The following is a 25,568-nucleotide window of genomic DNA, read 5'->3' on the forward strand; positions in this document are numbered from 1 at the left end:
TCAATTCCAAAACTACCTCCAATTAAAGAATAGTTTTATCTATGGCGTTTAACAGCTGGTTGGCTCTTTCCTAGTCAAACAAGGTCACTTTATTTATTTTTTTTTGAAAAAACTGAGATCGATCACTTGAGCCAAAATCGGACACTGTTGTACACTTTGATACAATCTGAAGGAATTCAAAATATTAAAGCCTTGAATATCTTGCACTTTCAAAATTAGCACGGATATTTCTACTTTATATTTTGTAAACAAAACTCAACTCACCATGAAATCAGGATTTTTCCTTTACCTATTTGCAGGCCTAGCTTTGATCTCTTGCCGCCCGAATGAAAATGGTTCCGACAACCGATTCAGTGAAGAAAAAAATATAGAAGGGGTTTCCAGACTCCAGATCAATGGCGTTTTCAACCTACAGCTTACCCAATCCGACCAGGAAAGTCTTACCATAGATGGAAGTCCGGAACTTGCTGAAAAACTCAAAATCACTCAAGAGGGAGATTTGTTGATCCTGGAAATGGAAGAATTCAACACCGGTTTTTTTGACAAAAAAGAGCTAAAAGTTAACCTCGCCATCTCCAATTTGGAAGAATTCCAGTTTGACGGAGTAGGCAATATTCAAACCACCGGAACCTTCATCGTGGATAGAGTGAAGATCCTTGGCGAAGGTGTCGGCAACATTGAGATGGATTTCCAAACAGAAAATTTGGATGCTGATCTCAATATGGTGGGAAAGATGACTCTCAGAGGTAAATCCACTAAAGTGACTCTTCAAAATGAAGGGATAGGAAATATCGACGCCTCACAGTTGATCGCTCAAGAAATGGAGGTAAAAAGCTCCGGCATCGGTAAAATGGATGTGCACTGCGAAGGCAATCTCTCCATGGTGGTCGAAGGAATCGGAAAAGTAACTTACAGTGGCAACCCAAAGGTGATCAAGAAAGAGATATCCGGAATCGGAAAGGTGGAAGCAAAAGAATAAACTCAATCCAACAACTGACCAAAAGTCAGTAGCGTGTGATTGGGATCCAAAATGGCAAATTCTCTCATTCCCCAAGGCTTGTTTTCCAAGGAACCATTGGGGTGAATCGGTACCTCTCGCTGGAGAAAATCCTCATATAAGGAATCGATACCCTCAACCATTCGAAGGTAAATCATCGCATAGTTGCTCAACGGATCCAGATCAGGAAAATGAAAAAAGTGGAGCTCTACCTCTGCTTTTTTCATGACCAAGTAATCCGGATACCGACTTTGAGTAGAAAACAATAGGTGTTTTTCAAAGAACTCACGGGTCTGATCAAGATCCCTGGCAGGCAGGCGTGGAATGACTTTCATGGGTAATTTTCAACTTGGTGTTTTGAAAAGTACAACAAAACCTACCCTTTCAAAAAAATGAAGCTGATTAGACCCGTTCAAAGGGTATCATTCAACCTTACAGGGCTTTGTTTAATGAAAAATAATGCCTCCCTTTTTCGTAGCGATAGGAAAGATTCATCCCGATAGATTCTGCAATCTCTTTACTGAGCGAAAGCCCCAATCCAGAGCCTTTCTCTTTTTGAGTACCATAGCCTGGCTCGACCATCAAGGTAAAGAGGTCTCTTTGGGTCTTTTCGGTAAGGACTTCGCCGGGATTAGATACTTCCCAAGCCAAAAAATCCAATGAAGCAGATAGGGCTAAAGTGACCTCTTCTCCTTCTTTCGAAAATTTAATAGCATTGTCCAACAGGTTTTTTAGGATGATCTTGACAGGATTGGGATCAAGGTCAAGAATAAGGTTTTCGCCTTGCTGTTGGTAGGTAAGATTCAGATTTTTGGCTGAAGCGGTCACTTCCATGGTATCAAAAATCTCCTTAGTTAAGCCTTGGATGTGAGTGGTCTCCTTTTTCTCATCCTTTTCACCCAATTCTATCATCACCCAATTCAAGGTATTGTTAAGGACATTGCTCAGGTGAATATTTTGCCTCTTTAAGTTTTTGAGCAGGGTTTCCATATTGCCATGATCCAAAATCCCCATCTCAAAAAGCTCCAAAGTAAGTTGGAGAGAAGCCATTGGACTTTTTAAATCATGTGATAGCAGCGCAAGGAGCTTGGTTTTCTTGTGATTGAGAAGCTCAAGTTTTTCATTGGCTTCCTCCTTTTCATTTTTGGTCTGTACAAGAAGGTTGTATTGGGCATTGTAATTTTTAAGCAAAATCCAAAGTCCCATGACCCAAAAAACCAGAATCCAAAAGAACCCTAGTACATTATCCCAAAAAGCCCCAAAAGGGGTAGAATATTCGGTATTGATGGCTATCCAGCCATTTACCTCGGCAAAATACAAACCCGCAAATGTGAAAAACACCAAGGTGAGCCAAATCCATTTCAATACTCCATTGACCAATGCTGTAATGACAATCGTAAATAGGAAAATGGTGTAATCCGTAGGTCCATTCGATCCTTGATTGTAAAAGAAGTTAATGACGATACCGATGTAGCAAAAAACCAAGATGGCATTGAGCATCCATTGATGGGGTAGCTTTTTGATGATCAAAAAATAGGCGATGAAAAATGGGATGGATAAACCCAGTTTCATCAGAACAATAAAAAGTGGAACCTCAGTAAACAGGTTGGTAAATCCGAAAATCAACATCAAAATCCCTCCAAGCAACATGGTGTACAACGTAAGTTTGCGCTGTAAATCCACCAAACTATGTGGTTTTTTAGTGGTAATAATCGATTCAGCCATGTTGGGTTGATGCGTGCTTTCGGGGTTTTGAAGGAAAAAAAAAGACCTAAAACTTATCAATTTTGGTCTTTTTGATTCTTACGTTTCAATATTATAATGATTTAGTTATATAAAACATGGAATTCTGCCTCCTACTCCCAAACCATGTTTAAATTGAAACAAATGGCTAAGATTTGTATACCATTAGTTTTTTAAAGTGTGAAGGAATTTGGAATCTTTTGACGGACCAGGACCTGCGCATTAAGGAAGAATTTTGATTTTTCAGCAATTCCTTTGATTTTCGGAGAATGTCCCAAAATCCCCTCGACACAGTAAGGCTGAATTTCTCTCAAGGAGATCTCCTTTTACTCAATTTGGCCTTGGCGCTGATCATGTACGGAGTGTCATTGGATCTAAGATGGGCCGATTTTAAATACTTGCTCCAGCATCCCAAAGCATTCTTTTTGGGCGTTTTTTCTCAGTTTTTTGTACTTCCATTATTAACATGGGTGATCATTTCACTACTTAATCCACCGCCAAGTGTGGCATTGGGTATGTTTCTCGTGGCCGCTTGCCCTGGAGGAAATGTTTCCAATTTTCTAACTAATCTAGCCAAAGGAAATACAGCGCTCTCCGTAAGCTTGACTGCTTTTTCCAGTGTTTCGGCCATATTTCTTACTCCTTTGAATTTTGCGATTTGGGCAGGTTTCTATGCCCCAACCTCGCTACTTCTTAAGGAAATCAGTCTTGATATCAGTGAGGTTTTTTTCACTGTCGGAATCATCCTGGGAATTCCTTTGATCTTGGGTATCCTCACCCATCAAAAACTTCCTGATTTTGCAGCAAAAGCCTCCAAAATCCTCAAACCCCTAAGCATTCTGATTTTTGCTGCATTCGTGATTATTGCTTTTTCCGGCAATTTTGACCTATTCATCCAATACATTGGGATGATATTTTTCTGGGTGTTGATGCATAATTTCGCAGCACTTGGAGCTGGCTTCCTAACCGCAAAAGTGGGAAAACTACCTCTAGCAGACATCAAAACCATCACCATCGAAACTGGCATTCAAAATTCCGGGTTGGGCCTCGTGCTAATTTTTACCTATTTTGAGGGCCTTGGAGGGATGGCTATAATTACGGCTTGGTGGGGAATCTGGCACTTGATTTCAGGTATGACTGTAGCAAGTCTTTGGAAAAATAGGAAATGAAAAACGCATTCAATGCCATTCTGAGGCTTTTGGTTAAAGTGGCACTCCATGGTTATTTCAAAAAAATCATCGTCGAGGGCAAAGAAAATATACCCGAGAATCGTCCCGTGATTTTGGTGGCAAATCATCAAAATGCCTTGCTCGATCCACTCTTATTGGCCACCCACACTCATTTGAAACCTTGGTTCCTCACTCGGGCGGCGGTTTTTGTCAATCCCTTCATTTCCAAAGTCTTGAATTACATCCGTATGCTTCCCGTCTATCGGGTGAGGGATGGATTCTCGACCATTCAGCAAAACCACCAGACTTTTGAAACCACCTTTGAGGTATTACGTGCAAATGGGACGGTGGTGATTTTTGCAGAAGGCAGCCATAGTCTGACTAGAAACCTTAGGCCACTGAGTAAAGGATTTACCCGGATGGCCTTTGGACTCAAGGAAAAATCCCCCCAACTAGAACCGGTTATTTTCCCGGTAAGTATTGGATTCAGTGCGCATAAACGATCAGGAAGTACCGTTAGGATTACTTTTGGAAAAGCCATTCCCGTGGATATGCCTCACAGCCAATCCGGCAAGTTGACCAAATCCGTGGAGAAAGCTTTGAAATCCATGATGGTAGATTTGCCTGACGAGGGCTATCCCGAAACTTTGCAAACACTGCTCGATCATCGAGTTGACCTCACCTCAAAATCGGAAGTTGAAGGCTTTTTAACTCATGGCAAGGTCAACCACCCGATCAAGGAATCTTCCTCTCTGATCAATAAAATGATGAAGATTTTTCATTTTCCTCTCTACTGGATCTGGCTTTGGATAAGACCAAAAGTGGAGGATGAAGTATTTACAGGGACCTGGAAGTTTCTGATTGGATTTGGGCTGGCTTTGGTTTGGTATTTAATTTTAATGCTGCTAGCCGTAAGCACTAGTTTGGGCAGCTGGGCCTTAGCATTTTTGATCATGGCTTGGCTTACGCTTTGGAAAAACACGAATCCCCAAGAGTAACCTGTTTACATGAAACATCAGGCCATATACCACTGTAAAACAATACGTTGAATAGATTGATGTTTTTACTTTTCATCAATTTGGTTCAGGTATTTTTTTAAAAGAAGTTGAAAAAAGAAAATTTAAAACCAAATAATATTTGGCTTTGTTTTTACCTTTGATCCAGATTTAAACCCAAACATAACGATCATGACTGAAGACTTTCTGCCCATCAATGGGACGGATTTTGTAGAACTCTATGTGGGCAATGCCAAGCAGAGTGCGCTTTTTTACCAATATGCTTTTGGTTTTGAGTTGATTGCCTATGCAGGACCTGAGACCGGCGTAAAGGATCGGGCTTCTTATGTATTGAAGCAGGATAAAATCCGATTGGTCCTCACCTCTCCCCTTTCCGCTGATCATCCTATCAATCACCACATCCAAACCCATGGTGATGGAGTAAAAGTATTGGCGCTGTGGGTCGATGATGCCGAAAAATCCTGGAAAGAAACTACTTCAAGAGGTGCTGAATCAGCGGGAGAACCAACCATTCTGAGCGATGCGCATGGTGAAGTAAAAGTGGCCAGCATCAGAACCTACGGTGACACCATTCACACCTTTGTGGAGCGTAAAAACTACCATGGTATTTTCTTACCGGGCTTTAAACCCAGAAAAAGCACATACCAATCCACTTCCATCGGATTGAAATACATTGACCACTGTGTCGGAAATGTAGACTTGGGTGAGATGAATCGTTGGGTGGATTTTTATGAAAATGTGATGGGCTTTAAGCTGCTGATCACCTTTGATGACAAAGACATCTCCACAGAGTATTCTGCCCTGATGTCGAAAGTCGTTTCCAATGGAAATGGTTACATCAAATTTCCAATCAATGAACCTGCCGAAGGAAAGAAGAAATCACAGATTGAAGAGTATTTGGATTTCTACGGAGGCGCTGGAGTGCAGCACATGGCTATCGCTACAGATAATATCATTCACACCGTGAGTGAATTAAGAAAAAGAGGTGTGGAATTTCTTGAAGTTCCTTCTACTTATTACGACGACCTGTTGGATCGCGTAGGTCAAATCGATGAGGACCTGCAGCCGCTCAAGGAGCTGAATATCCTGGTGGATCGAGACGAAGAAGGATATCTATTACAAATATTTACCAAGCCTGTCCAAGATCGCCCAACGCTCTTCTTTGAAATTATCCAGCGAAAAGGAGCTACCTCTTTTGGAAAAGGCAATTTCAAAGCGCTTTTCGAAGCGATTGAGCGTGAACAGGAACTGAGAGGGAATCTGTAAAAATAGATGTAAGACTCTAGACACAAGATGTAAGACAGAAGAATTTAGAGGTCTAGTTAGAGTTTGCTCCCAGGTCTATGAAAATGAGAAAAGCCGAGTCACAAAGCCCGGCTTTTTAATTTCAAATTTTTAAGGTATGGAGGACAATCCCAACTTTTCCAAAGTTTGAAACTCTGGAAATTTCTAATTTCAAAGATCTCTAGTGTTAACCATCCAGTATCTAGACTCTTATGTCTTATGTCTAAAGTCTAATGTCAACTCTCTACTTATACAGCTTCTCATGCATTTTCTTCAACTCCTCAAGGGCTATCTTGATCACTTGACGGTCATAGGTCATGAGTCCGTTGGTTTCGATCTCCACATCGGTTGTTTGGGTGTACACCGCCGCAGCCAATCCTCTAGGAATGTATTTTGCCAAATCATCGATTAAAGCAGAATACCTGGCCTTTAGATCTTCGGCAGTAGAAAAACTCTGATAACCCCAATTGTCCTTTTGCTGCCAAGTATGACCTTCCAAAGGCAATCCCAAGCCTCCAAATTCTCCCAATACCATGATTGATTTATCTCCAAAAATCTTTGGGTCTGGCATTACCGGATCGGGGTAATTATGGAGATCGAGGATATCTCCCACTACTGTGGAGCCTTCCATTTCAAAATTGCCCCCTGAAGCAGAATTGATCAATCTGGTTGCATCCAAGTCTCTAGTCATTTGAGTGATTTCACCCGTTTTGAATTGTCCCCATGCTTCATTGAAAGGAACCCAAACCACAATGGATGGGAAAAATCTAAATTCATTGATGATCTCTTTCCACTCTGTTTTGAAGATTGCTTCCGACTCTGGAGTTCTGACTTTTTCCACACCTTCACGAATGACACCAGGGCGTACTTCCCATCTATTGCCCATGTCACCACTAGGCATATCTTGCCATACCAGCATGCCCAAACGATCCGCGTGGTAATACCAGCGAGCCGGCTCTACTTTGACGTGCTTACGGATCATGTTGAAACCCATTTCTTTGGTTTTCTCGATGTCAAAAAGTAGGGCTTCATCAGTCGGGGCAGTATACAAACCATCTGGCCACCAGCCTTGATCCAAAGGTCCGTAATGAAATAGTGGTTTGCCATTCAGGAACATCCGCTGATATCCATCTGCTGTTTTAGCCATTCGGATGTCTCGATACGCCGCATAGGACTTCACTTCCTCGATGAGCTTTTTTCCTTCCCAGACTTTGATTGACACATCGTACAAAGTCGGTGAGTCAGGAGACCAAGCTTTTGGAGCATTGAGTTTTACAGGAAGTGGCGCATTGCTTTTTCCTCGAAAAGAACCCGCTACGGTAGCACCGTCTTTCAAGGTAACCTCTACCTCTAATCCCTCTTTACTGGAAGTGACTTGGGGATAAAAGACTTGTGTCCCATTTTCCCAATCTGTGTTGGAATAAACAGAGGCCAAATAGCTTTCCGGTACCGTTTCTAACCAAACCGTTTGCCAGATTCCGGTCACAGGAGTATACCAAATCCCTTTTGGATCTTTTACTTGCTTACCTCGGGGCTGAGGGCCTGAATCACTTGGGTCCCACACACGAACCCGGATTTTTTGGGTTCGGGTTTTCGACAGCTGGTCAGTGATATCAAAAGAAAAACTGTCAAATCCACCGAAATGCTTACCTATGGAAGTACCGTTTACCCACACTTCGGTCTCCCAATCAGAAGCACCGAAATGCAGCAAAACCCTCTTGCCTTTTCGGTCTAGGGTAAGATCAACTGTTTTTTCGTACCAAAGCTCATTCTCAGGACCGACTGCTTTCTGGACGCCTGACAGATAAGATTCTACCGGAAAAGGGACAGTGATCTTTCCTGCAAAACCAATTTCAGGAAGGCTGCCTTTGGGTAAAATGGCATAATCCCATGGGCCATTGAGGTTTTGCCAGGAAGACCTGACCAATTGGGGACGTGGATATTCCGAATGTGGCGCCTCCTTGGAAACCTGATCGGTCCAGGGAGTTTTCAACCTAGCAGTCTGTGAAAAGCTCACCTGACTGACAAAAACAAAAAGTAAAAGAAGAATCTTTTTCATAGTGCTTGGAATTTTGGGTTGATCGAAAATTAATGAAAATCAAACCAGAGAATCATGGCACTTAATTCCAATGGTTTGTAAAGGTTATTATTGGAATCACCAGAGGGTGTCTCAATTTCAGTGGAGGAATTTCCTTGACTTGGGGCTTGGAAAAGAAAACTCAGATCTGACTGTAAAAGCCCACTTTGATGATTTTTCAGGTCTGCTACTTTTAAAATCAAATTGGGGGTATCCGAGCTGATGGACAAGGCTACCGATTCAAAAGCCAGATTGACTTTTTCTATGCCCTGCAGAAAAAATGGCTTTGAAGGTTCATTTTCTGTTTGGTGGTCCATCCAAGTCCCCGTGCCTAGCCCTTTGGCACTCCAATTTAAATTTTTAAGCTCATAATTAGGAAGATCAAAACCTAAACCCAGCGTCGAAGAAGCCTGAAAATCAAACGTACCTCGCGCTTCCATTTTGAGCCGTCCCGAGGCGAGTACTGTCCAGGTAAGCGTAGCCGGCCAAGGAGAGTAAGAAGATTGAATTTGAATCGATCCGTCTTTTAGTTTTTTCCAAGTCACAGCTTTGAAGCCACTTTCCAGGCCTTCTGTACCCGCCACTTGTGCAAAGGTTAACACATGCATTCCGATTTTCACCTTTTCCAAAGTGCCTTTTGATTTACCAAACACAAAAAGCCGCTCTCCTACTTGGATATGAAGCTCAGTGGTGGATTCCCTTACCTTGATGGGATCAAGACTTTCTGTAGCGGAAACCCAGGTAGTAGTCAAACCTTTTGAAAATTGAATTGGAGTGGCCAATACAACTACACAAAAGGAAATCAAAGCAAAGGTGAATTTTGCTGCGATGGGGAAATTCATGCGATTGAACAAGGGTAATTGATCGAACAAAATAGATTTAATCCATCTGAATAAAAATTAAAACCTCTTTAAATAGATAGATTTGGCCGTTTTCAATTAAAAAAAGATCATTTACGGGTCTTGGTTAGCATATTTTGACATTTTATCTAACTTAGAACCGTACAGTAATTTTTATAAAAAAATGAGTTCTATCGACCCTGCAATCTTAAGCAAAGCCCAAAGTTGGCTAGATGGCAATGTGGACAGCGAAACCAAAGCGTCCATTCAAAAACTAATCAAGGAAAACCCTACGGAATTGGTTGATTCCTTTTATCAGGACTTGGAGTTTGGCACAGGCGGACTTCGCGGATTGATGGGGGTTGGCACCAATCGGATGAATGTCTACACAGTAGGCATGGCTACTCAAGGCTTGGCCAATTATTTATTGCAATGCTTTCCCGGAGAAGTCATCAAAGTGGCTATCACCCACGACTCACGAATCAACAATACGCTTTTCGCAAAAACCACTGCCGATGTATTGACTGCAAACGGTATCCAGGTGATGTATTTCAGAGAGATGCGGCCTACTCCCATGCTTTCTTTCGCGGTAAGGCATTTTGGTTGCAAATCCGGCGTAATGATTACCGCTTCACACAATCCTAAAGAATATAACGGTTACAAAGCCTATTGGGAAGACGGTGCACAAGTAGTGGCCCCTCACGATAACAACATCATCAAGGAAGTCCAAAAAATCACCTCCTTTGACCTCGTCAACTGGAATAAAAATGATGACCTGATCCATTACATCGAAGAGGACTTTGATGCCATCTATATGGAAAAGGTAAAAGGACTGAGCTTGGCAAAAGCTGAAATCCAAGCTCAAAAATCCATGCCGATTGTTTTCTCACCTATTCATGGCGCCTCCGGCAAAATGGTTCCTGCCGCATTAAGGGCTTTTGGTTTTGAAAATATCCACGTGGTGAAAGAGCAAATTGAACCGGATGGCACTTTCCCTACAGTCATTTATCCAAACCCCGAGGAAGCAGAAGCTTTGACGCTATCGATCGAATTAGGAAAAAAAGTAGGTGCTGAGTTGGTACTCGCCTGCGATCCGGACGGAGACCGCTATGCAGCTGTGGTACCCAATGAAAAGGGAGAATTTGAACTCCTCAATGGTAACCAAACCGGTACTCTCCTGTCCTATTACTTGCTCTCTCGTTGGAAGGAAGCCGGCAAATTGGACGGCAAACAGTTTATGGTAAATACCATTGTGACCACTGAATTGATCAATGAGATTGCCGCTGGTTTTGGCGTGAAATGCTTCAATGTATTGACAGGGTTTAAAAACATTGCAGCCATCATCCGTGATTTGGAAGGAAAAGAAACCTACATCGGGGGTGGTGAAGAATCTTATGGCTATCTCGTGGGAGATTTTGTGAGAGACAAAGATGGGGTCAGCGCCTGCGCCATGGTCGCAGAAGTCATCGCCTACTACAAAACTCAAGGGAAAAACGTGTTTCAGGTATTGGCAGAGATTTACAGCCAATTTGGTTTTTACAAAGAGTCACTTATTTCCGTGACCAAAAAAGGAAAAGACGGAGCCGAGCAAATTCAGAAGCTGATGGCAGACTTCAGAACCAATCCTCCCAAAGAAATGAATGGCTCGGCGGTGGTGAAAATCGTGGATGTAAAAAACTCTACTGTAACACACGTCCAAACTGGTCAAGTAGAAAAATTGGATATGGACAAATCCAATGTGATGCAGTTTTACTTGGCTGATGGAAGCAAAATATCCGCAAGACCATCAGGTACCGAGCCAAAAATCAAATACTATTTCTCCGTGAATACACCGATTACCGACCCGAAAGCGTATCGAGAGGTTGAGGCCAAATTGGTAGAAAAACTGGATGGTTTAAGAGCGTATTTTAGCTAAACTGAACCTTATTCAAATGGAAAAGCACCGGAGTGATTCGGTGCTTTTTCATTAGTATTCCATGACATAGTTCAACTCATTCTTTCCCCAAATGGATCAATGCATCTCCCACATTGATCACCGGATTATTGTTTACTCCGATCACATGTCCATTGGTCGTTGCTTTTACGGGTACGATCACTTGTCCATAAGGATCAGAAATATGCGCTAGCAATTCTCCTTTTCTCACAAAGTCTCCCAGCTTGACCAAGCAGGAAAATATCCCGGAAGCTTTGGCTCGGGTCCATTCACTTTCCTTAAGAATAATTGTTGACTGTGGAAGTTGTGGTGAATTGATCATTTCCAGGTGATGAAGCAGCCGTTTGGTTCCAGAAATTCCTTCTTCAATGGAATAATTATCCAATCGCATCGACTCACCACCTTCATAGACCAAGAGGTGTTTCCGACTTTTATAGGCTGTTTTCCGAAATGATTTTTCGATATGCTTGGAGTGGACTACATAGTGAGTTCCAAATGCCTTAGCAAGCTCCAAACCCACTTTATCCTTGAAATCCACCCGGATTTGTGGATGATTGGAAAGCATCCTTCCTCCAGTATGAAAGTCAATTCCAAAATCAATCAATGGGATCACTTCTTCGCTCAATATAAATGCGATCCTCGATGCCAAGGATCCCTTTTTACTACCCGGAAAACTTCGATTCAAGTCTCTACCGTCAGGGAAAGTCCTGCTATTGGAAAGAAAACCATAGATGTTGACTAAGGGAATAATGATCAGTGTCCCACGCTTCAACTCTAAATTATCATCGAATTCTTGCAGGAGCTTTTTCGCTGTGACTACCCCGTTGATTTCGTCCCCATGCACCCCCCCGCTGATCAATACGACAGGACCTTCATTTTTAGAAGATCTAATAAAAATCGGGAGATCAATTACCGTATGCGTGGGTAGTTTGGCAATAGGCAATTCAATATTAACTGATTGACCGGGTTTGACCCGAATACCGTTGATTTGGATTTCTTTCATGTACAGCGCTCAGAGATCAAATTATCCATTTCGCAATGGCATAAAATCTTGTTTATTTCGCAGGACAAGCCTTGGCCCATGAAGATACAAGAAAACCTTTCGCTGAAACCCTTCAATACTTTTGGAATTGATAAAAAAGCACAATTCTTTACAGCAGCTCACACGATAAATGAGTTGAAAGAGGCGCTTATTTGGGCAAAAGAAAGAGATTTACCCATCTTTATTTTGGGAGGAGGAAGCAATATTCTCCTGACTAAAGACATCCTTGGATTGGTGATCAAGGTGGAACTGCAAGGAATTGAAGTCATCCACGAGGATGAAAATCAGGTGTTGGTAGAGGTCGGTGCCGGGGTAGTTTGGCACGAATGGGTGTTATACTCACTCGAAAAGAATTGGGCAGGAATTGAAAACCTCTCTTTAATTCCAGGCACCGTGGGGGCCTCACCTATGCAGAATATCGGAGCTTACGGAGTTGAAATCAAGGATGTCTTTCACAGTCTAAAGGCTTTAAATAGGAATACCCTAGCAATAGAAACCTTTGATGCGGTTGACTGCAAATTTGGATACAGAGAAAGCGTATTTAAGCACGAATCGAAGGATCAATACATCATCACCTCAGTTTGTTTTAAACTTTTAAAGATCCCTGAATTCCACGTAGAATATGGTGCTATCCAAGATGTTCTCAAAGAAAAAGGCGTTTCAGAATTAAGTATTAAGGCAGTAAGTGAAGCCGTAATTGCGATCCGTCAATCCAAACTACCTGACCCGAAGCAACTTGGAAATGCAGGTTCATTCTTTAAGAATCCTACGATTCCAGTCAGCCAATTCGAAAATTTAAAAAACAAGTATCCTACTATTCCAGGATATATGGTACCGGAAGGCATCAAAATACCCGCTGGATGGCTTATCGAACAATCAGGTTGGAAAGGAAAGCGATTGGGTGAAGTAGGGGTTCATGCCAAGCAGGCATTGGTTTTAGTAAATTATGGGGAAGGTACAGGTGAGCAAATAAAAAACTTATCAGAGCAAGTCAGGGCTACCGTAAGGGATCAATTCGGAATAGAGTTAAACCCAGAAGTAAACTTCATTTAAATAAGTGGGTCTATCACTTCCAAGTTTTTGGAATATCGATCTACGGTAACCCCAAATTTTTTCAAAAAATCTACTCCCTCATCTGATCCTATTCCTTTGTACTCAGCATAGGAAAACAGGTAAACTACCTTTGAAATTCCCATTGAAAAGATAATTCTGGCACAAGCTAAGCATGGAGCAAGGGTAACATATAGTGTAGAACCTTCCACAGCAGTATTGTTTTTTACGGCATACAAGATCGCGTTCTGCTCTGCATGCAGGGCTAAAGAACAACTCCCTTTGGAATCACGGGCACAGCCATGTTCGGGAAACTCTACATCACAGTTGTGCGTGCCTGCGGGAGGTCCATTATACCCTATCGAGATGATCCTGGTGTCTTTAGTCAAAACGGCTCCTACGTGCTTTTTTATACAATGGGAACGCTTGGCAAGATTAACCGCCAATTCCATAAAAATATCGTCAAAATCAGGTCTACTCATCAGGAAGTTTTTTTCAAAAGTAAGAATCTCAAAACTAGACTGGAAGTCATATTGACTAAACTGGTTTGTTTTTTCGTTAAGAAAGAAAAATTAACTTCAAACTGTTCAAAACATTTGAACCCAAATTACATTTTCCCATGAAGATGAACTTAAGACTTCCTATATGCTTGGTTGCGGGATTAATACTGTTTTCATGCAGTTCTATAGAAGTTTTCAAAGAGAATACCGAGATCCCGATTCGCAAAAGTTACAAAAGCTTTGTGATCGTCAATAAAGAATTGGGAATGCAGGGATTTTCAGATCAAAAAATCGATGAAATGATCAAGTCAGAACTTCAAACCCAACTGGAGTTAGCTGGAATGATTTACGACCCTAAGCAGCCCGATTTGGTAATTCGGTACCATTCGAATGAAGATCCAAGACAAAAGGAGATAGTGAATAACATGAATCCCTATCCATTTTGGGGCTATCGAATCTACGATCCTTGGTTTTTCAATCCCTATAATTTCAACAATCGCCCAAGAGTAAGTACCTCAAACTATGAATTGCTTCAGGTCATTCTTGATTTTCTTGATCCTGTTCAGGATAAGTATTTGATGACCCTCACAGCAGTGACAGAAGTCACTAATCCCAAGTCCAAACCAAAACTTGCCCTAAAATCCTTAAAAAGTGCAACAGAAACATTTGTAAATCTCAATCATCCCACCCAAAATTAATCATGGAAAAAAGATACACCTCCATTCAAGAATTTTATCCTTATTACCTATCAGAACACCAAAACCCTATTTCGAGAATCCTTCATTTTGTCGGAACCGGATTGGTAATTGCCATTGTAATTATCTCCCTGATTGTCAATAAGTATTACTGGATTTCAAGCATTCCTTTGGTAGGTTATGGATTTGCATGGGTGGGTCATTTCTTTTTTGAGAAGAACAAACCTGCTACATTCAAATACCCTCTGTATAGCCTGGGTTCAGATTTCATATTATTCTTTGATCTATTGACCGGAAAGCAGCGATTCAACCCCAAATGACCTTCTTCTTGAAATTTTACAATTTTTAATCAAAACTATTTGCTTTTTAAGATTTAGGCCTTACTTTTGTATAGGTTATAATGTATTTCAGTAGCACATATTTGCACTTTGATGTTAACAATTGTTCTTATAGACGACGATCCAATCAGTACTTTCGTAACTGAAAAACTGATTTCAAAAAACGTAAAGGAGCCGTGCGAGTTCTATAAGTATCAAAGTGCAAAACGAGCACTTGAAGAAATTCAGTCAATCAAGCCCCACTATTTATTTTTAGATTTGAATATGCCTGAAATGACAGGATGGGATTTTTTGGACAGGTTTAACCCTAATCATGAAGAAGCACAAATTTACATCTTGAGTAGTTCGGTAGATGAAAGAGATATCACAAAGGCTAGTCAATACGCTATCGTCAAAGACTACTTATCAAAGCCTTTGATAAAAAAATACATCAAAAATATCTTCAACTGATCTAAAAAAGGTCAGTTTTTTTTTTGTTTCAACAAAACCTAGGTTTCTGTATTTTGGTTATTTACAAAAAACCAGAGAAATGGCTACACCTAATCCTGAATTGATCGCTGCCATCGAGCGGACCATCTCTAACTTACAGTCAGGTGCATCTTACCAATGGGGACATATGGGTGCATGTAACTGTGGAAACCTAGCACAAGAATTAACCAAATTTTCCAAAGCAGAAATTCACCAATTTGCCATGCAGCGTCATGGAGACTGGAATGAACAACTGATTGACTATTGCCCGACCAGTGGATATCCCATGGATTTGATGGTAAACAAAATGCTTGAATTTGGTTTGACAATTGACGATTTGAGCCACCTTGAGAGGCTTTCGGATCCAGCCATACTCTCTAGAATTGAAAAAGAAAAAAGAGATCAGTTAAACAAAAACCGAAGAGAAGATGTCATTTTTTATCTTCAAGTGTGGGCTAATCTGCTGAGAGAAAAGTGGCTAGGAGAACAAGATATTTTGGACGAAATTATTTCTGAAAAAAAATTAAAGTTACCTGCATTGGTGTAAATGAATTTTTGCCTTATTTCGTACTATTCAATCATTAAAACCCCTTTAAACGACAGCTATGGAGGATTTTGAAGAAGAATTCGATGAATTTGACGATCTCGAGGAAGAGGATGAATTTGAGGACGAGTTCGAAGATGAATATGATCTCGATGAGGAAAACGAATTAATTGACGACAATTTCGTGGACTTCGATGAAGAAGAGGAAGAAGACTTTGACGACTTCGAAGATGAAGAAGAATTTGACGATGATTTAGATTAATCTGTGGATGTTCAACTCTTAATTAGTCTTTGCTATTTAGGATGATGGACATTATCTTCGACCATTAATCTAAAAAACCTCATTTATCATGATACTACTAGATGTATTCAGTTCACCACTCATGTTTGGAGCACAATTGTTCCTATTGATTGTGTGTATTCTTGTTGGTCTTGGTGCTGGTCTATCTGCAGTAGATGCCAAAAACACCTTCAACAAAAAGAAAGCTGATCATTGATCTTTAATTATAAAATTTTAAAAGGAGGCTATAGCCTCCTTTTTTTTTACCTAGGATACACTGAATACTTCTACCGCTTAATGAAATCGAACAATTCAGTTTGATTTCATTTCAAGTTCTCTAAATCACTGATTTTACTTCATTTAATCCACTAAATATGACTCCACAGAATTACAAAAATCACGCTCGATATTATCCTTTTCATCATTTCATCGTTACTCCTCTTACCTTAATTCTCCTAGGTTGGACGATAGCTCGTACAAATTTCACCACATCGGAAAGTAGCGCTGAAAGTTTATACCAATTACTTATTGCTCTTATTTTGGCTCTGTTGCCATTATTGGCAAGAATTTATGCGCTAAAACTCCAAAATCGGATGATCTTAAATGAGATGAGGATTCGCTATTTCCATCTGACGGGGAAACCTTTTTATGACAAGGAAAATCAATTGAAATTGGGTCAAATCATTTCATTAAGGTTTGCAAGTGATGAGGAACTATTAGTATTAATGGAAAAATCAATCGAGAAAGGGCTTTCGCCAAAAGAAATCAAACTCCAAATCAAAAACTGGAAAGGTGATTACCGACGGGTGTAATCATTGAATAAACCCTCCTTTAATGAAGAATTTATAAGCCTTTGAAGATTTTCAGAGGCTTTCTTTTTCAACAAAAGGTCAGAAAAATCCAGATCAGGTAGTTTTAAAACCAGGTCAAATCCTGCATTCTCTGCCTCAGATCCGGAGGAGATCAATGCAATCTTTTTGCCTTTATATTTTGCCATCTGAAGAAGTTCATAACAGGCTTTCCCTTCGGAACTTTGATCATCATACCTGCCCTCTCCTGTAATTATCCAGTCCGCTGATTCTATCTTTTCTTTCAACTTTACTTTTTCAAAAAAATAGTTGGCACCATATGCCAGCTTAGTTTCAAAAAAGAAATCAAGCCCTAAAGCGATTCCACCTGCAGCACCAAAACCCGATCGGTCTTCCCAGGCTTTCCCGGTTTTTTTAATCAAAAGATCAACCAGCCGTCGATGCTGTGATTCAAAATCAAGAAGTTCATCCTTGTCGAGCCCTTTTTGAGGACCAAAGACCCTAACAGCCCCCCTTTCTCCAAAGAAGGTGTTTTTCACATCACAAAGGCAGGTGAATTTTACTTTCGGTTTATTAATTGGTAGTTGGATAAACTTGGTTTTTGGGATCAAATCAGTTGAAAACATGTGCAATTCCCTTCCCTTTTGATCCAAAAAATGAAATCCCAATGCTCTTAAAATACCTGTTCCGAAATCAATTGTAGCACTCCCTCCTAAACCTAAAACAATCTCCTCAGCCCCTAGCAGCAGTGCTTGTTGAATGGCTAGTCCTGTTCCAAAGGTTGAAGCGGTTCGTGGCTCCTTTTGGAAGTCTTGCAATATTCCCAAACCGGAAAATGTAGAAACATCCAAATAGGAAACTTTGGATATTTCATCCCATCCAAAATGTCCTTGGATTGGTTGGCCAACTGCATTAAGGGACCAAACATTCACTTTTTCAAGTCCCAGATGATCTATCAATAATTCACACGTTCCATCTCCTCCGTCAGCAATAGGTAATAATTCAATTCCCGAATCCGGCAAAATTTCCCTAATTGATTTTTCAATCAAAATAGAGGCTTCGCTTGCAGTCAAAGTCCCTTTGAATGCATTTGGAGAAACAAGGAACTTCATTTTTTCTGCATTCTCGAAAAGTAATCTTTGGTAGCTGCCCGAACTTTAGGAGCTAAATAAAGCGCCGCAATCATGTTTGGAAATGCCATGACCGCATACATTCCATCCACCAAGCTTACGACCACATCCAAAGAAGCCACAGCACCAACAACAATCGTGATCAAATAGAAATAATTGTAATAATCTGCCTTATCAGCCCCAAATAGATAATTGGCGCACTTATGACCATAATAGGAATAAGTAAACATAGTGGAAAGAGCAAAAACCAAAACCGATACCATCAATAAATACTTACCCACCACAGGAATTCCCATTTCGAAAGCTGCTAATGTCAACTTAACTCCATCATTTTCTGTCGTTTGCCATACGCCTGTCAGTAATATCGCCAAAGCAGTCAACGTACATACGATTACCGTATCAATGAAAGGACCTAACATGGCAATCAATCCTTCACGAATTGGCTCCTTATTTTTGGATTGACCGTGTACCATCGGTGCTGTGCCGATACCGGCTTCATTGGAAAATGCCGCTCTTCTGGCTCCCACGATAATTACTGATCCTACAGCACCACCCATGACTGCATTTCCGGTAAAGGCATCCACAAGGATAAGTTTGAACATCTCAGGAATGCCATCATAATATTTTATCACAATCAATAAAACTGTGAAAAAGTAAATCCCCACCATAAATGGGACCATCTTCGAAGCTACAGCTGCTATTCGTTGAATCCCTCCCAGAATCACCACAGCTGTCAAAGACATCATAATTATTCCGATAATCCACCTGTTTCTTACAGTTTCGCCCATGGTATCAGGTTCGATTAATACCGCTTGGATCACTGCTGTCAATTGATTGGCCTGAAAAATTGCCAAAAGCCCAATCACACCAGCAATACAAAATACATAGGAAAGGAATTTCCATTTCTTCCCCATTCCATGGTCAATTACATACATTGGACCTCCCTGAATCACTCCGGCAGAGTCTGTTCCTCTATACATTATAGCCAAACTACAGGTGTAAAATTTGGTAGCCATTCCCACAAAAGCAGCAATCCACATCCAAAAAATAGCCCCCGGACCACCCATATTCAATGCAATAGCTACCCCTGAGATATTTCCAAGCCCCACCGTAGATGCAATTGCAGAATACAAGGCTTGACGGGAGGTGATTTGACCAGGAGCCAAATCGTCATCGTATTTACCACGGAGAAGTCCTATGGCATGGCCCATTTTAGTAAACGGAATAAATCCAGAGTGAATGAAAAAAAAGGTGCCACCTCCAAGAAGAAGTACTAAAATCGGAGGTCCCCAAATCCAGTTACTAAAGGCAATAATTAATTCTCCCATGAGACTTGATTGATTGTAGTGCTTTTATAATTGAATTCGATAATAGGCCCATTTTCTCCTAAAACCAAGAATTCAATTAACTGAATAAGATTATGAAGAAAAGAATGTTGCCTGACAATCATAAAAAATGAAAAACCCGATAGGTATCAGCTATCGGGTTTTTATACTTACCACTTGATTTTGGGAGACTTATAAAATTCTACTCCTTGAGCATCCCAACGTTTTCCCTGAACAGGAATTCGCTTCGAAAATCCCTCCCAACTTCGTTTTTCCTGCGAAGTCCATGAAATTTCTGCTGAGGCGGCTAACCTTGGAAAAGCCAAATAGCTGATATCCTCTCTGTTGGTCACTGTTTCGGTCCAGAGTGGAGCTTCAATTCCCAAAATATTTTCCTTGGCAATCCCTTGAGCATACTCAGATGGCTCCCATAGGTAGGCGGAATCTAACTCTACATAAGCAGCCCAATGAAGACCAATTCGTGTGGTGCTATCATATTGCATGTCCAAGTAGATCTTTTTGGCTGGGGACATCAGCACTTTGTTGCCTTGATCTTTTGCCAACTTGGCGTTTTCTTCTTTTGCCCAAAACTGAGCAACATTACCTGGAAGCAGCTTTGCAGTCGCTACTTCATCCCAACCAATACTTGTCTTTCCATATTTGGAAACGATATCCTGCACACGCTCCACAAAATAGATATAGTCCTCTTTTTCGGTCACATGAGATTCATCACCACCGATGTGGAAATAAGGACCTGGTGTGATATCTGAAATTTCTCTCACCACACTGTCCACAAAAGCATAAGTAAGTTCCAACTTGGGTGCAAAGGTACTCCAGCCTACCTCTATACCGGTGTAAAGCTCGGAGGCTTGCGGATTTTTTAGAGGCATGGTGTAGTCAAGAGGAGCTTTATTGACAGAGTCCAGTTTTCCATTTGGAAGGTTTACCCCGGGATTCAATTCAGCATAAGAAGCCAGCGCAGCATTAGTATGACCAGGCATGTCCACTTCGGGAACTATCGTAATAAATCTTTCAGCTGCATAGGCGACAATTTCTTTGTACTCCTCTTGGGTGTAGAAACCACCATCCCCACCTCCTACTTCCGTACTTCCGCCGATTTCCGTCAGTTTAGGCCAAGATTTAATTTCAATTCTCCAGCCTTGATCATCGGTTAAGTGCAAATGCAGGTAGTTTAATTTTAGCTGAGCCATTTGATCGATGTAGAATTTTACATCTTCTACTGAAATAAAATGTCTGGCTACATCCAGCATCGATCCTCTGTATGCGTACGCCGGAGCATCTTTGATGTTACCTTGTGGAATTGACCAATCCACCTGCTGAACTGATGCTTGATTAATCTCTACTGGCAACAGCTGAAGGAGAGTTTGAATCCCGTAGAACAGACCTGCTTCACCCGAAGAGGAAATTTTTATTCCGTCTTCACTTACCTGAAGTTCATAGGATTCCGAAGCATCAGATCCGGTTAATTCTAAGGTGATATCTCCACCATCAAAAGAAACCGGCAATTCAAATCCTGTGGAAGGCCTAAGCTTACCCGCCAAGTATTCTCCCAAGTGGGTCAGTTTTTCACTTGATCCTATAAGTTTGATTCCGGATGAGGTGCTCAATTCATAGGTTCCGGAACCATCAGTGATTTCCTGTGGAAGCGGTACCAATCCTGATTCGGTCAATTTGGGAGATTTTTGGCAAGAAGCTAATGCCAACAAACTTCCGATTAGCAGAGTCCAAAGTGTTTTTTTCATGGGTGCGATTTTGACCAAACTTAATCTAAAATTTTATAAAAGTCTTTGCCGCCAGTAAATTTTAAAAACCTGATCAATCCAACATATTTCTGAAAAAAAAGTATGAAGGAGCTTATCCCCATTCAAAGGAAATGATGAGGTTTAATTCTAAAACCCATTCTTTTTTCAAAAAAATTGCCATTAATTACTGATTCAAATATTGTACTACATCTCATAGATCAATAACCCATGGAGAACAACAAACCAAATGAGAAAGAAAACTCAAGAAGAAGTTTTTTGAAAGGCTCAGCCTTGGCAGTAGCTGGATTTTATATTGTGCCTAGACATGTATTGGGAGGACCGGGATTCATTGCTCCTAGCGACAAATTAAGAGTAGCTTCAATTGGTGTTGGAGGCATGGGATATGGTGACGTAAGTGGAGTATTCCGAAGCGGAAAAGCAGACATTGTAGCCCTCTGTGATGTTGATGACACACGTGCTGCCAAAGCAAGACAAGACCATGCAAAAGCAGCTTACTACAAGGACTATAGAGTCATGCTCGAAAAAGAGGGCAAAAATATAGATGCAGTGACTGTATCTTCACCAGATCACATGCATGCCGTGCAAGCCATGATGGCCATGAAAATGGGGAAGCATGTCTATGTCCAAAAACCGATGTCACATGATATTTACGAAGCACGTGTTCTAACTGAAGCAGCGGAAAAGTATAAAGTAGTCACCCAAATGGGAAATCAGGGTTCATCAGGTGATGGAGTCCGACAAATGGTTGAATGGTATAATGCAGGATTGATTGGTGAAGCAACCAAAGTCTGGTCTTGGACCAACAGACCTGTTTGGCCTCAAGGAATCCAATGGCCTAGCACTCCAGCCACACCTCCGGCAGATTTGGATTGGGATCTTTGGTTGGGTACTGCCCCTTACAAAGACTTTGTTGGCAACCTGGTTCCATTTAACTGGAGAGGCTGGTGGGATTACGGTACTGGCGCTTTGGGGGATATGGCCTGTCATATTATGGAGCCACCGTTTCGAGTATTAGGATTGGGGTATCCTAAATCGGCTGAATGCTCCGTAGGTTCTGTGTATGTAGGCGAATTTCAGAGAGGATATTTCCCTGAAAGCTGCCCTCCTTCCTCACATATTACCCTCAGATTTGATCGTCCAGGCAAAGAAGATTTGGTATTTCACTGGATGGACGGAGGGATACAGCCTACACGACCAGAGGAACTTGGACCTAATGAAATCATGGGTGACGGTGGAAATGGTGTCATCATCGAAGGAACCAAAGGAAAAATGATGTGCTCCACCTATGGTGCAAATCCTCAGCTTTTGCCTACTACCCGAACCAAAGAAGTTTCAGTTCCAAAAACGGAGTACCGAGTACCGGAGGGGGATAGAGGCCATTACAACAACTGGGTCGAGGCTTGCATTGCTGGTTATGGTTCTAAAGAATTCAATCAATTGAGTTCTCCTTTCTCAGTAGCAGGCCCGTTGACAGAGTCCGTGTTAATGGGAAATCTTGCCATTCGAAGCTACGATTACCGAGTGCCAAGAGCTGGTTCACAAAATCAGTTTGACTATCCGGGAAGAGGAATCAAATTGGTGTGGGATGGTCCGAATATGAAGATCACTAATTTCGATCCGGCCAACCAGTTTGTAAGAAGACAATACCGAGAAGGATACTCTCTTTAACCAAGAACGGGCTTTCAGAATTTGAAAGCCCGTTTTATTTCATCAATTTTCGACTACAAGCTCAACCCTACGGTTTTTTGCTCTTCCTGCTTCCGTAGCATTTGAAGCAATCGGTTTGGAGCCACCCCAACCAGAAATTCGAAGTTTTTCAAAATTTACCCCATTTGATACCAAGTAATTTCTCACTGCAGTAGCCCGCTGAAGCGACAGCTCTTTACTTAATGTTGGATCTCCAAGGTTGTCTGTATGTCCATTGATTCTGACTACCAAGTTTGGCTGATTGAGAAGAAAATCTGCTATTTCTTTAAGTGTGTTTTGGGTTACTTCACCTTCCAGTTCTGCGGTGCCCACTTTGAAGTTTACATCTTTAAGAATAACCGAACTGCCTGCTTCTGCTTTCGTCAAAAGAACCACCGTTTTTCCTTTTCTCATTAGATCAGATAAAGGAAGTACAGACGGAAAGTATCCTTTCGAAGAGATTTTAGCGCTGGTTACCCCTGCTTTTTCCAAATCAGAAATTTTACTTTCAGAAGGTAAACTGATGGTCTGATTTCCTTTTTGCCAAACCAAAGAAAAAGGTACCTCAATTTTCAACTTGCCATCCATTACTAGCCACGAAACAGGAATTTCTGCTTCATCGGTCACGGAGGACTCTGATTTCAGAGGTACTTGTTTAGGTGCCGGTGAACTAATTGCCTGAACAGAAGATTCTGGCTTCGATTGTATTGCAGGTGTGGCTTTCACTAGACCACCACTTGGCTGTGCAGCAGGTACTTGAAAATCAGAAGGAATTACCAAAGGGACGGGCTGGGAAAAAGTCATCAAATCAGCATACCCATCACTGTTTTGAGTACTTGTCCATACTACTTCCTCTTTAGATAAAAAAGTAATGGATGCCTCTGAACCCTTGGTACTGATCTGCTCCCATTTTTCAGGTTTACTCCAGGTATCCCATGCTTCACCCATTTTCTTGGCGATCAGGATATCCTTTCCAGTAGCACCTAGATGCGAACTGGAAGAATAGAAAAGTAAATTTGATTCAGGATCAAAATAAGGCCCCATCTCCTGAGCAGAACCGTTAATTACCATCCCCAGATTAACCGGACTTGACCAATCTATAACTCCTGTCTTTTCGCTGAGGTAGATGTCTTCATTTCCATAGCCTCCTGGCTTTTTCCCAGCCAAAAAAAGAAGTTTTCCGCCATGTGCTACTCTTCCAGAAATCAATCCTTCAAACTCATTGAGTCCCGGCAGGTTGACCATACGAAGGAAATTCCATTCCTGACCAAATTTTGAATATTGCTGAATTGTTTTGCTGTTGTTTTCAATTCGGAGTACCAATAGAGTGAGTACGTCCTCCAATCCTAAAACCAAATCATATCCTGCCGAACTCAAGTCTGGACGATGTGTTGCTTCGGTCCAAGTTCCATTCTGGTCCTTTTTGGTCATCCAGATATCGCCAGGATCTGTCTTTCCACCTGTGTTTTTAGGATGAAAAGCTCTTGTGAAAAACAAGGTATTGTTTCCAATCCAAACCGGGTTGGTATCATCATTTGGGCTATTCGCACCAGAAAGTGATTTGAGCTGCTGAGCCTCAGTAGTAGAAATGCAAAAAGCAAGCAACATGGCGCTGCTTGCTTTTAAAATAATATGATTCAATTTTTTCATTCTTATTGATCCAACACGATGGCAAACACGAGTGGTGCCACGATGGTTGCATCAGATTCGATGATAAACTTTGGAGTTTCTTTCCCTAGCTTGCCCCAAGTGATTTTTTCATTTGGAACAGCTCCTGAATAAGATCCATAAGAAGTCGTCGAATCAGAGATTTGACAGAAATAACCCCAAAGTGGAACGCTATCACGTTGTAAATCTTGATGTAGCATCGGTACCACACAGATAGGGAAATCACCTGCAATTCCCCCGCCAATCTGGAAAAATCCGACTTTACTTTCTTCGGTGGCATTGACAGAGTACCAATCTGCTAGAAAAATCATGTATTCAATTCCGCTTCTTACGGTATGAACATTTTTCACATCGCCAGAGATCACGTGACCTGCATACATGTTTCCAAGGGTTGAATCTTCCCAACCCGGCACAATGATCGGAAGGTTTTTCTTGGCAGCTTCCAAAAGCCAGCTATTCTTAGGATCAATTTGGAAGGACTGATCCAATTTTCCGGAAAGAAGAATTTTGTAGAAAAACTCATGAGGAAAATAGCGCTCTCCTGCAGCATCTGCTTTCATCCATTCTTCCAGAATCACATTCTCAATACGACGCATAGCTTCCATTTCTGGAATACAAGTATCGGTTACTCGGTTCATGTGTCTTTCCAAAAGCTCTTGCTCCTGCTCAGGAGACAATTCTCTGTAATTTGGCACTCTCTCATAATAATCGTGTGCCACGAGATTGAAGACATCTTCTTCCAAATTGGCCCCAGTACAGGAAATGATTTGAACTTTGTCCTGACGGATCATTTCCGCAAGGGAGATTCCCAACTCAGCAGTTGACATGGCGCCTGCAAGGGTTACCATCATTTTTCCACCTTCGTTGAGATGTGTTTTATAGCCCTCTGCTGCATCTATCAAGGCAGCTGCATTGAAATGTCTGTAATTGTGTTTTAAAAATTCAGTGATTTTCATGAGTTTATATTTGTTTTTATACCCTATTGCATCCCAAAAGATTCGCTAAAACTTTGGGATCCGTTCAACATTTTTATTTATGAAAATTGCTTTGTGATGATTAATCGATGTCTAGCCAAAAGGATACATCTCATTTAGCTTTTTCTCTTTCACCACCTCTGTCATCAAAATTCAACCAGCTTTCTGATAATAGAGCCGCAAAATTATCCATTTTTCACCCATAAAAAAACCCAGA

General features: G+C 41.3%; 25 protein-coding genes. 14 read left to right on the forward strand and 11 right to left on the reverse strand.

Going from position 1 to position 25,568, the window contains the following annotated elements; all coding sequences use genetic code 11:
• Nucleotides 1-265: 265 nt before the first annotated feature.
• Entirely contained in the window at nucleotides 266-979 is a 714-nt protein-coding gene (locus ACFPIK_RS04200; protein ID WP_377912534.1) for a head GIN domain-containing protein, read from the forward strand.
• 2 nt (nucleotides 980-981) lie between these two features.
• Here the strand turns inward: ACFPIK_RS04200 and ACFPIK_RS04205 are convergent, their stop codons facing one another.
• Complete coding sequence (locus ACFPIK_RS04205) at nucleotides 982-1,332, reverse strand: bleomycin resistance protein (RefSeq protein ID WP_377912536.1); 351 nt, start codon at nucleotides 1,330-1,332, stop codon at nucleotides 982-984.
• Nucleotides 1,333-1,429: 97 nt separating this feature from the next.
• On the reverse strand, nucleotides 1,430-2,722 hold the full coding sequence (locus ACFPIK_RS04210; RefSeq protein ID WP_377912538.1) for a sensor histidine kinase: 1,293 nt from the start codon (nucleotides 2,720-2,722) through the stop codon (nucleotides 1,430-1,432).
• Between the two features lie 287 nt (nucleotides 2,723-3,009).
• Between ACFPIK_RS04210 and ACFPIK_RS04215 the strand changes: the two genes are divergently transcribed.
• From ACFPIK_RS04215 to hppD, 3 genes are all read left to right on the forward strand, one after another.
• Nucleotides 3,010-3,909 carry a bile acid:sodium symporter family protein gene (locus ACFPIK_RS04215; protein WP_377912540.1) on the forward strand — a complete coding sequence of 300 codons (900 nt, stop codon included), beginning with the start codon at nucleotides 3,010-3,012 and terminating at the stop codon, nucleotides 3,907-3,909.
• On the forward strand, nucleotides 3,906-4,907 hold the full coding sequence (locus tag ACFPIK_RS04220; protein WP_377912542.1) for a 1-acyl-sn-glycerol-3-phosphate acyltransferase: 1,002 nt from the start codon (nucleotides 3,906-3,908) through the stop codon (nucleotides 4,905-4,907). The genes ACFPIK_RS04215 and ACFPIK_RS04220 overlap by 4 nt, the downstream gene beginning before the upstream one ends.
• 189 nt (nucleotides 4,908-5,096) lie before the next feature.
• Complete coding sequence (hppD, locus tag ACFPIK_RS04225; protein ID WP_377912544.1) at nucleotides 5,097-6,191, forward strand: 4-hydroxyphenylpyruvate dioxygenase; 1,095 nt, start codon at nucleotides 5,097-5,099, stop codon at nucleotides 6,189-6,191.
• A gap of 262 nt (nucleotides 6,192-6,453) precedes the next feature.
• Here the strand turns inward: hppD and ACFPIK_RS04230 are convergent, their stop codons facing one another.
• Nucleotides 6,454-8,268: a glycoside hydrolase family 2 protein gene (locus ACFPIK_RS04230; protein WP_377912546.1), complete on the reverse strand. Its 1,815-nt coding sequence runs from the start codon at nucleotides 8,266-8,268 to the stop codon at nucleotides 6,454-6,456.
• A gap of 29 nt (nucleotides 8,269-8,297) precedes the next feature.
• Entirely contained in the window at nucleotides 8,298-9,128 is an 831-nt protein-coding gene (locus ACFPIK_RS04235; RefSeq protein WP_377912548.1) for a hypothetical protein, read from the reverse strand.
• A gap of 181 nt (nucleotides 9,129-9,309) precedes the next feature.
• On the opposite strand from ACFPIK_RS04235, the gene ACFPIK_RS04240 reads away from it, so the two are divergent.
• A complete protein-coding gene (locus ACFPIK_RS04240; protein WP_377912550.1) occupies nucleotides 9,310-11,040 on the forward strand; it encodes a phospho-sugar mutase in 1,731 nt (576 codons plus the stop codon).
• Between the two features lie 76 nt (nucleotides 11,041-11,116).
• On the opposite strand, the gene ACFPIK_RS04245 is transcribed toward ACFPIK_RS04240, so the two are convergent.
• Nucleotides 11,117-12,061, reverse strand: a complete 945-nt coding sequence (locus ACFPIK_RS04245; protein WP_377912552.1) for a succinylglutamate desuccinylase/aspartoacylase family protein — start codon at nucleotides 12,059-12,061, stop codon at nucleotides 11,117-11,119.
• Nucleotides 12,062-12,139: 78 nt separating this feature from the next.
• On the opposite strand from ACFPIK_RS04245, the gene murB reads away from it, so the two are divergent.
• Nucleotides 12,140-13,153, forward strand: coding sequence for a UDP-N-acetylmuramate dehydrogenase (gene murB, locus ACFPIK_RS04250; RefSeq protein WP_377912554.1), 1,014 nt, complete (start codon nucleotides 12,140-12,142; stop codon nucleotides 13,151-13,153).
• Here the strand turns inward: murB and ACFPIK_RS04255 are convergent.
• Nucleotides 13,150-13,632 (reverse strand): deoxycytidylate deaminase, encoded by a 483-nt coding sequence (locus ACFPIK_RS04255; protein ID WP_377912556.1) that lies wholly within the window; start codon nucleotides 13,630-13,632, stop codon nucleotides 13,150-13,152. The two genes, murB and ACFPIK_RS04255, sit on opposite strands and share 4 nt — an antisense overlap.
• 137 nt (nucleotides 13,633-13,769) lie before the next feature.
• Here ACFPIK_RS04255 and ACFPIK_RS04260 point away from each other — a divergent pair, with 137 nt between their 5' ends.
• From ACFPIK_RS04260 to ACFPIK_RS04290, 7 genes are all read left to right on the forward strand, one after another.
• A complete protein-coding gene (locus tag ACFPIK_RS04260; RefSeq protein ID WP_377912558.1) occupies nucleotides 13,770-14,348 on the forward strand; it encodes a DUF4136 domain-containing protein in 579 nt (192 codons plus the stop codon).
• A gap of 2 nt (nucleotides 14,349-14,350) precedes the next feature.
• Nucleotides 14,351-14,665 carry an Mpo1-like protein gene (locus ACFPIK_RS04265; protein WP_377912560.1) on the forward strand — a complete coding sequence of 105 codons (315 nt, stop codon included), beginning with the start codon at nucleotides 14,351-14,353 and terminating at the stop codon, nucleotides 14,663-14,665.
• A gap of 111 nt (nucleotides 14,666-14,776) precedes the next feature.
• On the forward strand, nucleotides 14,777-15,133 hold the full coding sequence (locus ACFPIK_RS04270; protein WP_377912562.1) for a response regulator: 357 nt from the start codon (nucleotides 14,777-14,779) through the stop codon (nucleotides 15,131-15,133).
• A 79-nt stretch (nucleotides 15,134-15,212) separates the two neighbouring features.
• The gene (locus ACFPIK_RS04275; RefSeq protein WP_377912564.1) at nucleotides 15,213-15,698 is read left to right on the forward strand and encodes a hypothetical protein; all 486 of its coding nucleotides are present in this window, start codon (nucleotides 15,213-15,215) and stop codon (nucleotides 15,696-15,698) included.
• Between the two features lie 58 nt (nucleotides 15,699-15,756).
• The gene (locus ACFPIK_RS04280) at nucleotides 15,757-15,957 is read left to right on the forward strand and encodes a hypothetical protein (RefSeq protein ID WP_377912566.1); all 201 of its coding nucleotides are present in this window, start codon (nucleotides 15,757-15,759) and stop codon (nucleotides 15,955-15,957) included.
• An 88-nt stretch (nucleotides 15,958-16,045) separates the two neighbouring features.
• Nucleotides 16,046-16,192 carry a hypothetical protein gene (locus ACFPIK_RS04285; RefSeq protein WP_377912568.1) on the forward strand — a complete coding sequence of 49 codons (147 nt, stop codon included), beginning with the start codon at nucleotides 16,046-16,048 and terminating at the stop codon, nucleotides 16,190-16,192.
• 157 nt (nucleotides 16,193-16,349) lie between these two features.
• The gene (locus ACFPIK_RS04290; RefSeq protein ID WP_377912570.1) at nucleotides 16,350-16,787 is read left to right on the forward strand and encodes a DUF6526 family protein; all 438 of its coding nucleotides are present in this window, start codon (nucleotides 16,350-16,352) and stop codon (nucleotides 16,785-16,787) included.
• Here the strand turns inward: ACFPIK_RS04290 and ACFPIK_RS04295 are convergent.
• The 3 genes from ACFPIK_RS04295 to ACFPIK_RS04305 form a co-directional block, all read right to left on the reverse strand.
• Entirely contained in the window at nucleotides 16,772-17,896 is a 1,125-nt protein-coding gene (locus ACFPIK_RS04295) for a glycerate kinase (protein WP_377912572.1), read from the reverse strand. The two genes, ACFPIK_RS04290 and ACFPIK_RS04295, sit on opposite strands and share 16 nt — an antisense overlap.
• Complete coding sequence (locus ACFPIK_RS04300; RefSeq protein ID WP_377912574.1) at nucleotides 17,893-19,242, reverse strand: alanine/glycine:cation symporter family protein; 1,350 nt, start codon at nucleotides 19,240-19,242, stop codon at nucleotides 17,893-17,895. The genes ACFPIK_RS04295 and ACFPIK_RS04300 overlap by 4 nt, the downstream gene beginning before the upstream one ends.
• A gap of 167 nt (nucleotides 19,243-19,409) precedes the next feature.
• A complete protein-coding gene (locus tag ACFPIK_RS04305; protein WP_377912576.1) occupies nucleotides 19,410-21,002 on the reverse strand; it encodes a beta-N-acetylhexosaminidase in 1,593 nt (530 codons plus the stop codon).
• A 228-nt stretch (nucleotides 21,003-21,230) separates the two neighbouring features.
• On the opposite strand from ACFPIK_RS04305, the gene ACFPIK_RS04310 reads away from it, so the two are divergent.
• Nucleotides 21,231-22,691, forward strand: coding sequence for a Gfo/Idh/MocA family protein (locus tag ACFPIK_RS04310; protein ID WP_377912578.1), 1,461 nt, complete (start codon nucleotides 21,231-21,233; stop codon nucleotides 22,689-22,691).
• Nucleotides 22,692-22,733: 42 nt separating this feature from the next.
• Here the strand turns inward: ACFPIK_RS04310 and ACFPIK_RS04315 are convergent, their stop codons facing one another.
• Nucleotides 22,734-24,317 (reverse strand): OmpA family protein, encoded by a 1,584-nt coding sequence (locus ACFPIK_RS04315; protein ID WP_377912580.1) that lies wholly within the window; start codon nucleotides 24,315-24,317, stop codon nucleotides 22,734-22,736.
• Nucleotides 24,318-24,361: 44 nt separating this feature from the next.
• Complete coding sequence (locus ACFPIK_RS04320) at nucleotides 24,362-25,333, reverse strand: deoxyhypusine synthase family protein (protein WP_377912582.1); 972 nt, start codon at nucleotides 25,331-25,333, stop codon at nucleotides 24,362-24,364.
• Between the last annotated feature and the right edge of the window lie 235 nt (nucleotides 25,334-25,568).

It is taken from the genome of Algoriphagus aquatilis, assembly GCF_042657405.1.
GTDB lineage: Bacteria > Bacteroidota > Bacteroidia > Cytophagales > Cyclobacteriaceae > Algoriphagus > Algoriphagus aquatilis.

Coding starts and splice junctions, on each gene's coding strand:
- ACFPIK_RS04200 (WP_377912534.1), top strand. CDS start 266: ATGAAATCAGGATTTTTCCTTTACCTATTTGCAGGCCTAGCTTTGATC.
- ACFPIK_RS04205 (WP_377912536.1), bottom strand. CDS start 1,332: ATGAAAGTCATTCCACGCCTGCCTGCCAGGGATCTTGATCAGACCCGT.
- ACFPIK_RS04210 (WP_377912538.1), bottom strand. CDS start 2,722: ATGGCTGAATCGATTATTACCACTAAAAAACCACATAGTTTGGTGGAT.
- ACFPIK_RS04215 (WP_377912540.1), top strand. CDS start 3,010: ATGTCCCAAAATCCCCTCGACACAGTAAGGCTGAATTTCTCTCAAGGA.
- ACFPIK_RS04220 (WP_377912542.1), top strand. CDS start 3,906: ATGAAAAACGCATTCAATGCCATTCTGAGGCTTTTGGTTAAAGTGGCA.
- hppD (WP_377912544.1), top strand. CDS start 5,097: ATGACTGAAGACTTTCTGCCCATCAATGGGACGGATTTTGTAGAACTC.
- ACFPIK_RS04230 (WP_377912546.1), bottom strand. CDS start 8,268: ATGAAAAAGATTCTTCTTTTACTTTTTGTTTTTGTCAGTCAGGTGAGC.
- ACFPIK_RS04235 (WP_377912548.1), bottom strand. CDS start 9,128: ATGAATTTCCCCATCGCAGCAAAATTCACCTTTGCTTTGATTTCCTTT.
- ACFPIK_RS04240 (WP_377912550.1), top strand. CDS start 9,310: ATGAGTTCTATCGACCCTGCAATCTTAAGCAAAGCCCAAAGTTGGCTA.
- ACFPIK_RS04245 (WP_377912552.1), bottom strand. CDS start 12,061: ATGAAAGAAATCCAAATCAACGGTATTCGGGTCAAACCCGGTCAATCA.
- murB (WP_377912554.1), top strand. CDS start 12,140: ATGAAGATACAAGAAAACCTTTCGCTGAAACCCTTCAATACTTTTGGA.
- ACFPIK_RS04255 (WP_377912556.1), bottom strand. CDS start 13,632: ATGAGTAGACCTGATTTTGACGATATTTTTATGGAATTGGCGGTTAAT.
- ACFPIK_RS04260 (WP_377912558.1), top strand. CDS start 13,770: ATGAAGATGAACTTAAGACTTCCTATATGCTTGGTTGCGGGATTAATA.
- ACFPIK_RS04265 (WP_377912560.1), top strand. CDS start 14,351: ATGGAAAAAAGATACACCTCCATTCAAGAATTTTATCCTTATTACCTA.
- ACFPIK_RS04270 (WP_377912562.1), top strand. CDS start 14,777: ATGTTAACAATTGTTCTTATAGACGACGATCCAATCAGTACTTTCGTA.
- ACFPIK_RS04275 (WP_377912564.1), top strand. CDS start 15,213: ATGGCTACACCTAATCCTGAATTGATCGCTGCCATCGAGCGGACCATC.
- ACFPIK_RS04280 (WP_377912566.1), top strand. CDS start 15,757: ATGGAGGATTTTGAAGAAGAATTCGATGAATTTGACGATCTCGAGGAA.
- ACFPIK_RS04285 (WP_377912568.1), top strand. CDS start 16,046: ATGATACTACTAGATGTATTCAGTTCACCACTCATGTTTGGAGCACAA.
- ACFPIK_RS04290 (WP_377912570.1), top strand. CDS start 16,350: ATGACTCCACAGAATTACAAAAATCACGCTCGATATTATCCTTTTCAT.
- ACFPIK_RS04295 (WP_377912572.1), bottom strand. CDS start 17,896: ATGAAGTTCCTTGTTTCTCCAAATGCATTCAAAGGGACTTTGACTGCA.
- ACFPIK_RS04300 (WP_377912574.1), bottom strand. CDS start 19,242: ATGGGAGAATTAATTATTGCCTTTAGTAACTGGATTTGGGGACCTCCG.
- ACFPIK_RS04305 (WP_377912576.1), bottom strand. CDS start 21,002: ATGAAAAAAACACTTTGGACTCTGCTAATCGGAAGTTTGTTGGCATTA.
- ACFPIK_RS04310 (WP_377912578.1), top strand. CDS start 21,231: ATGGAGAACAACAAACCAAATGAGAAAGAAAACTCAAGAAGAAGTTTT.
- ACFPIK_RS04315 (WP_377912580.1), bottom strand. CDS start 24,317: ATGTTGCTTGCTTTTTGCATTTCTACTACTGAGGCTCAGCAGCTCAAA.
- ACFPIK_RS04320 (WP_377912582.1), bottom strand. CDS start 25,333: ATGAAAATCACTGAATTTTTAAAACACAATTACAGACATTTCAATGCA.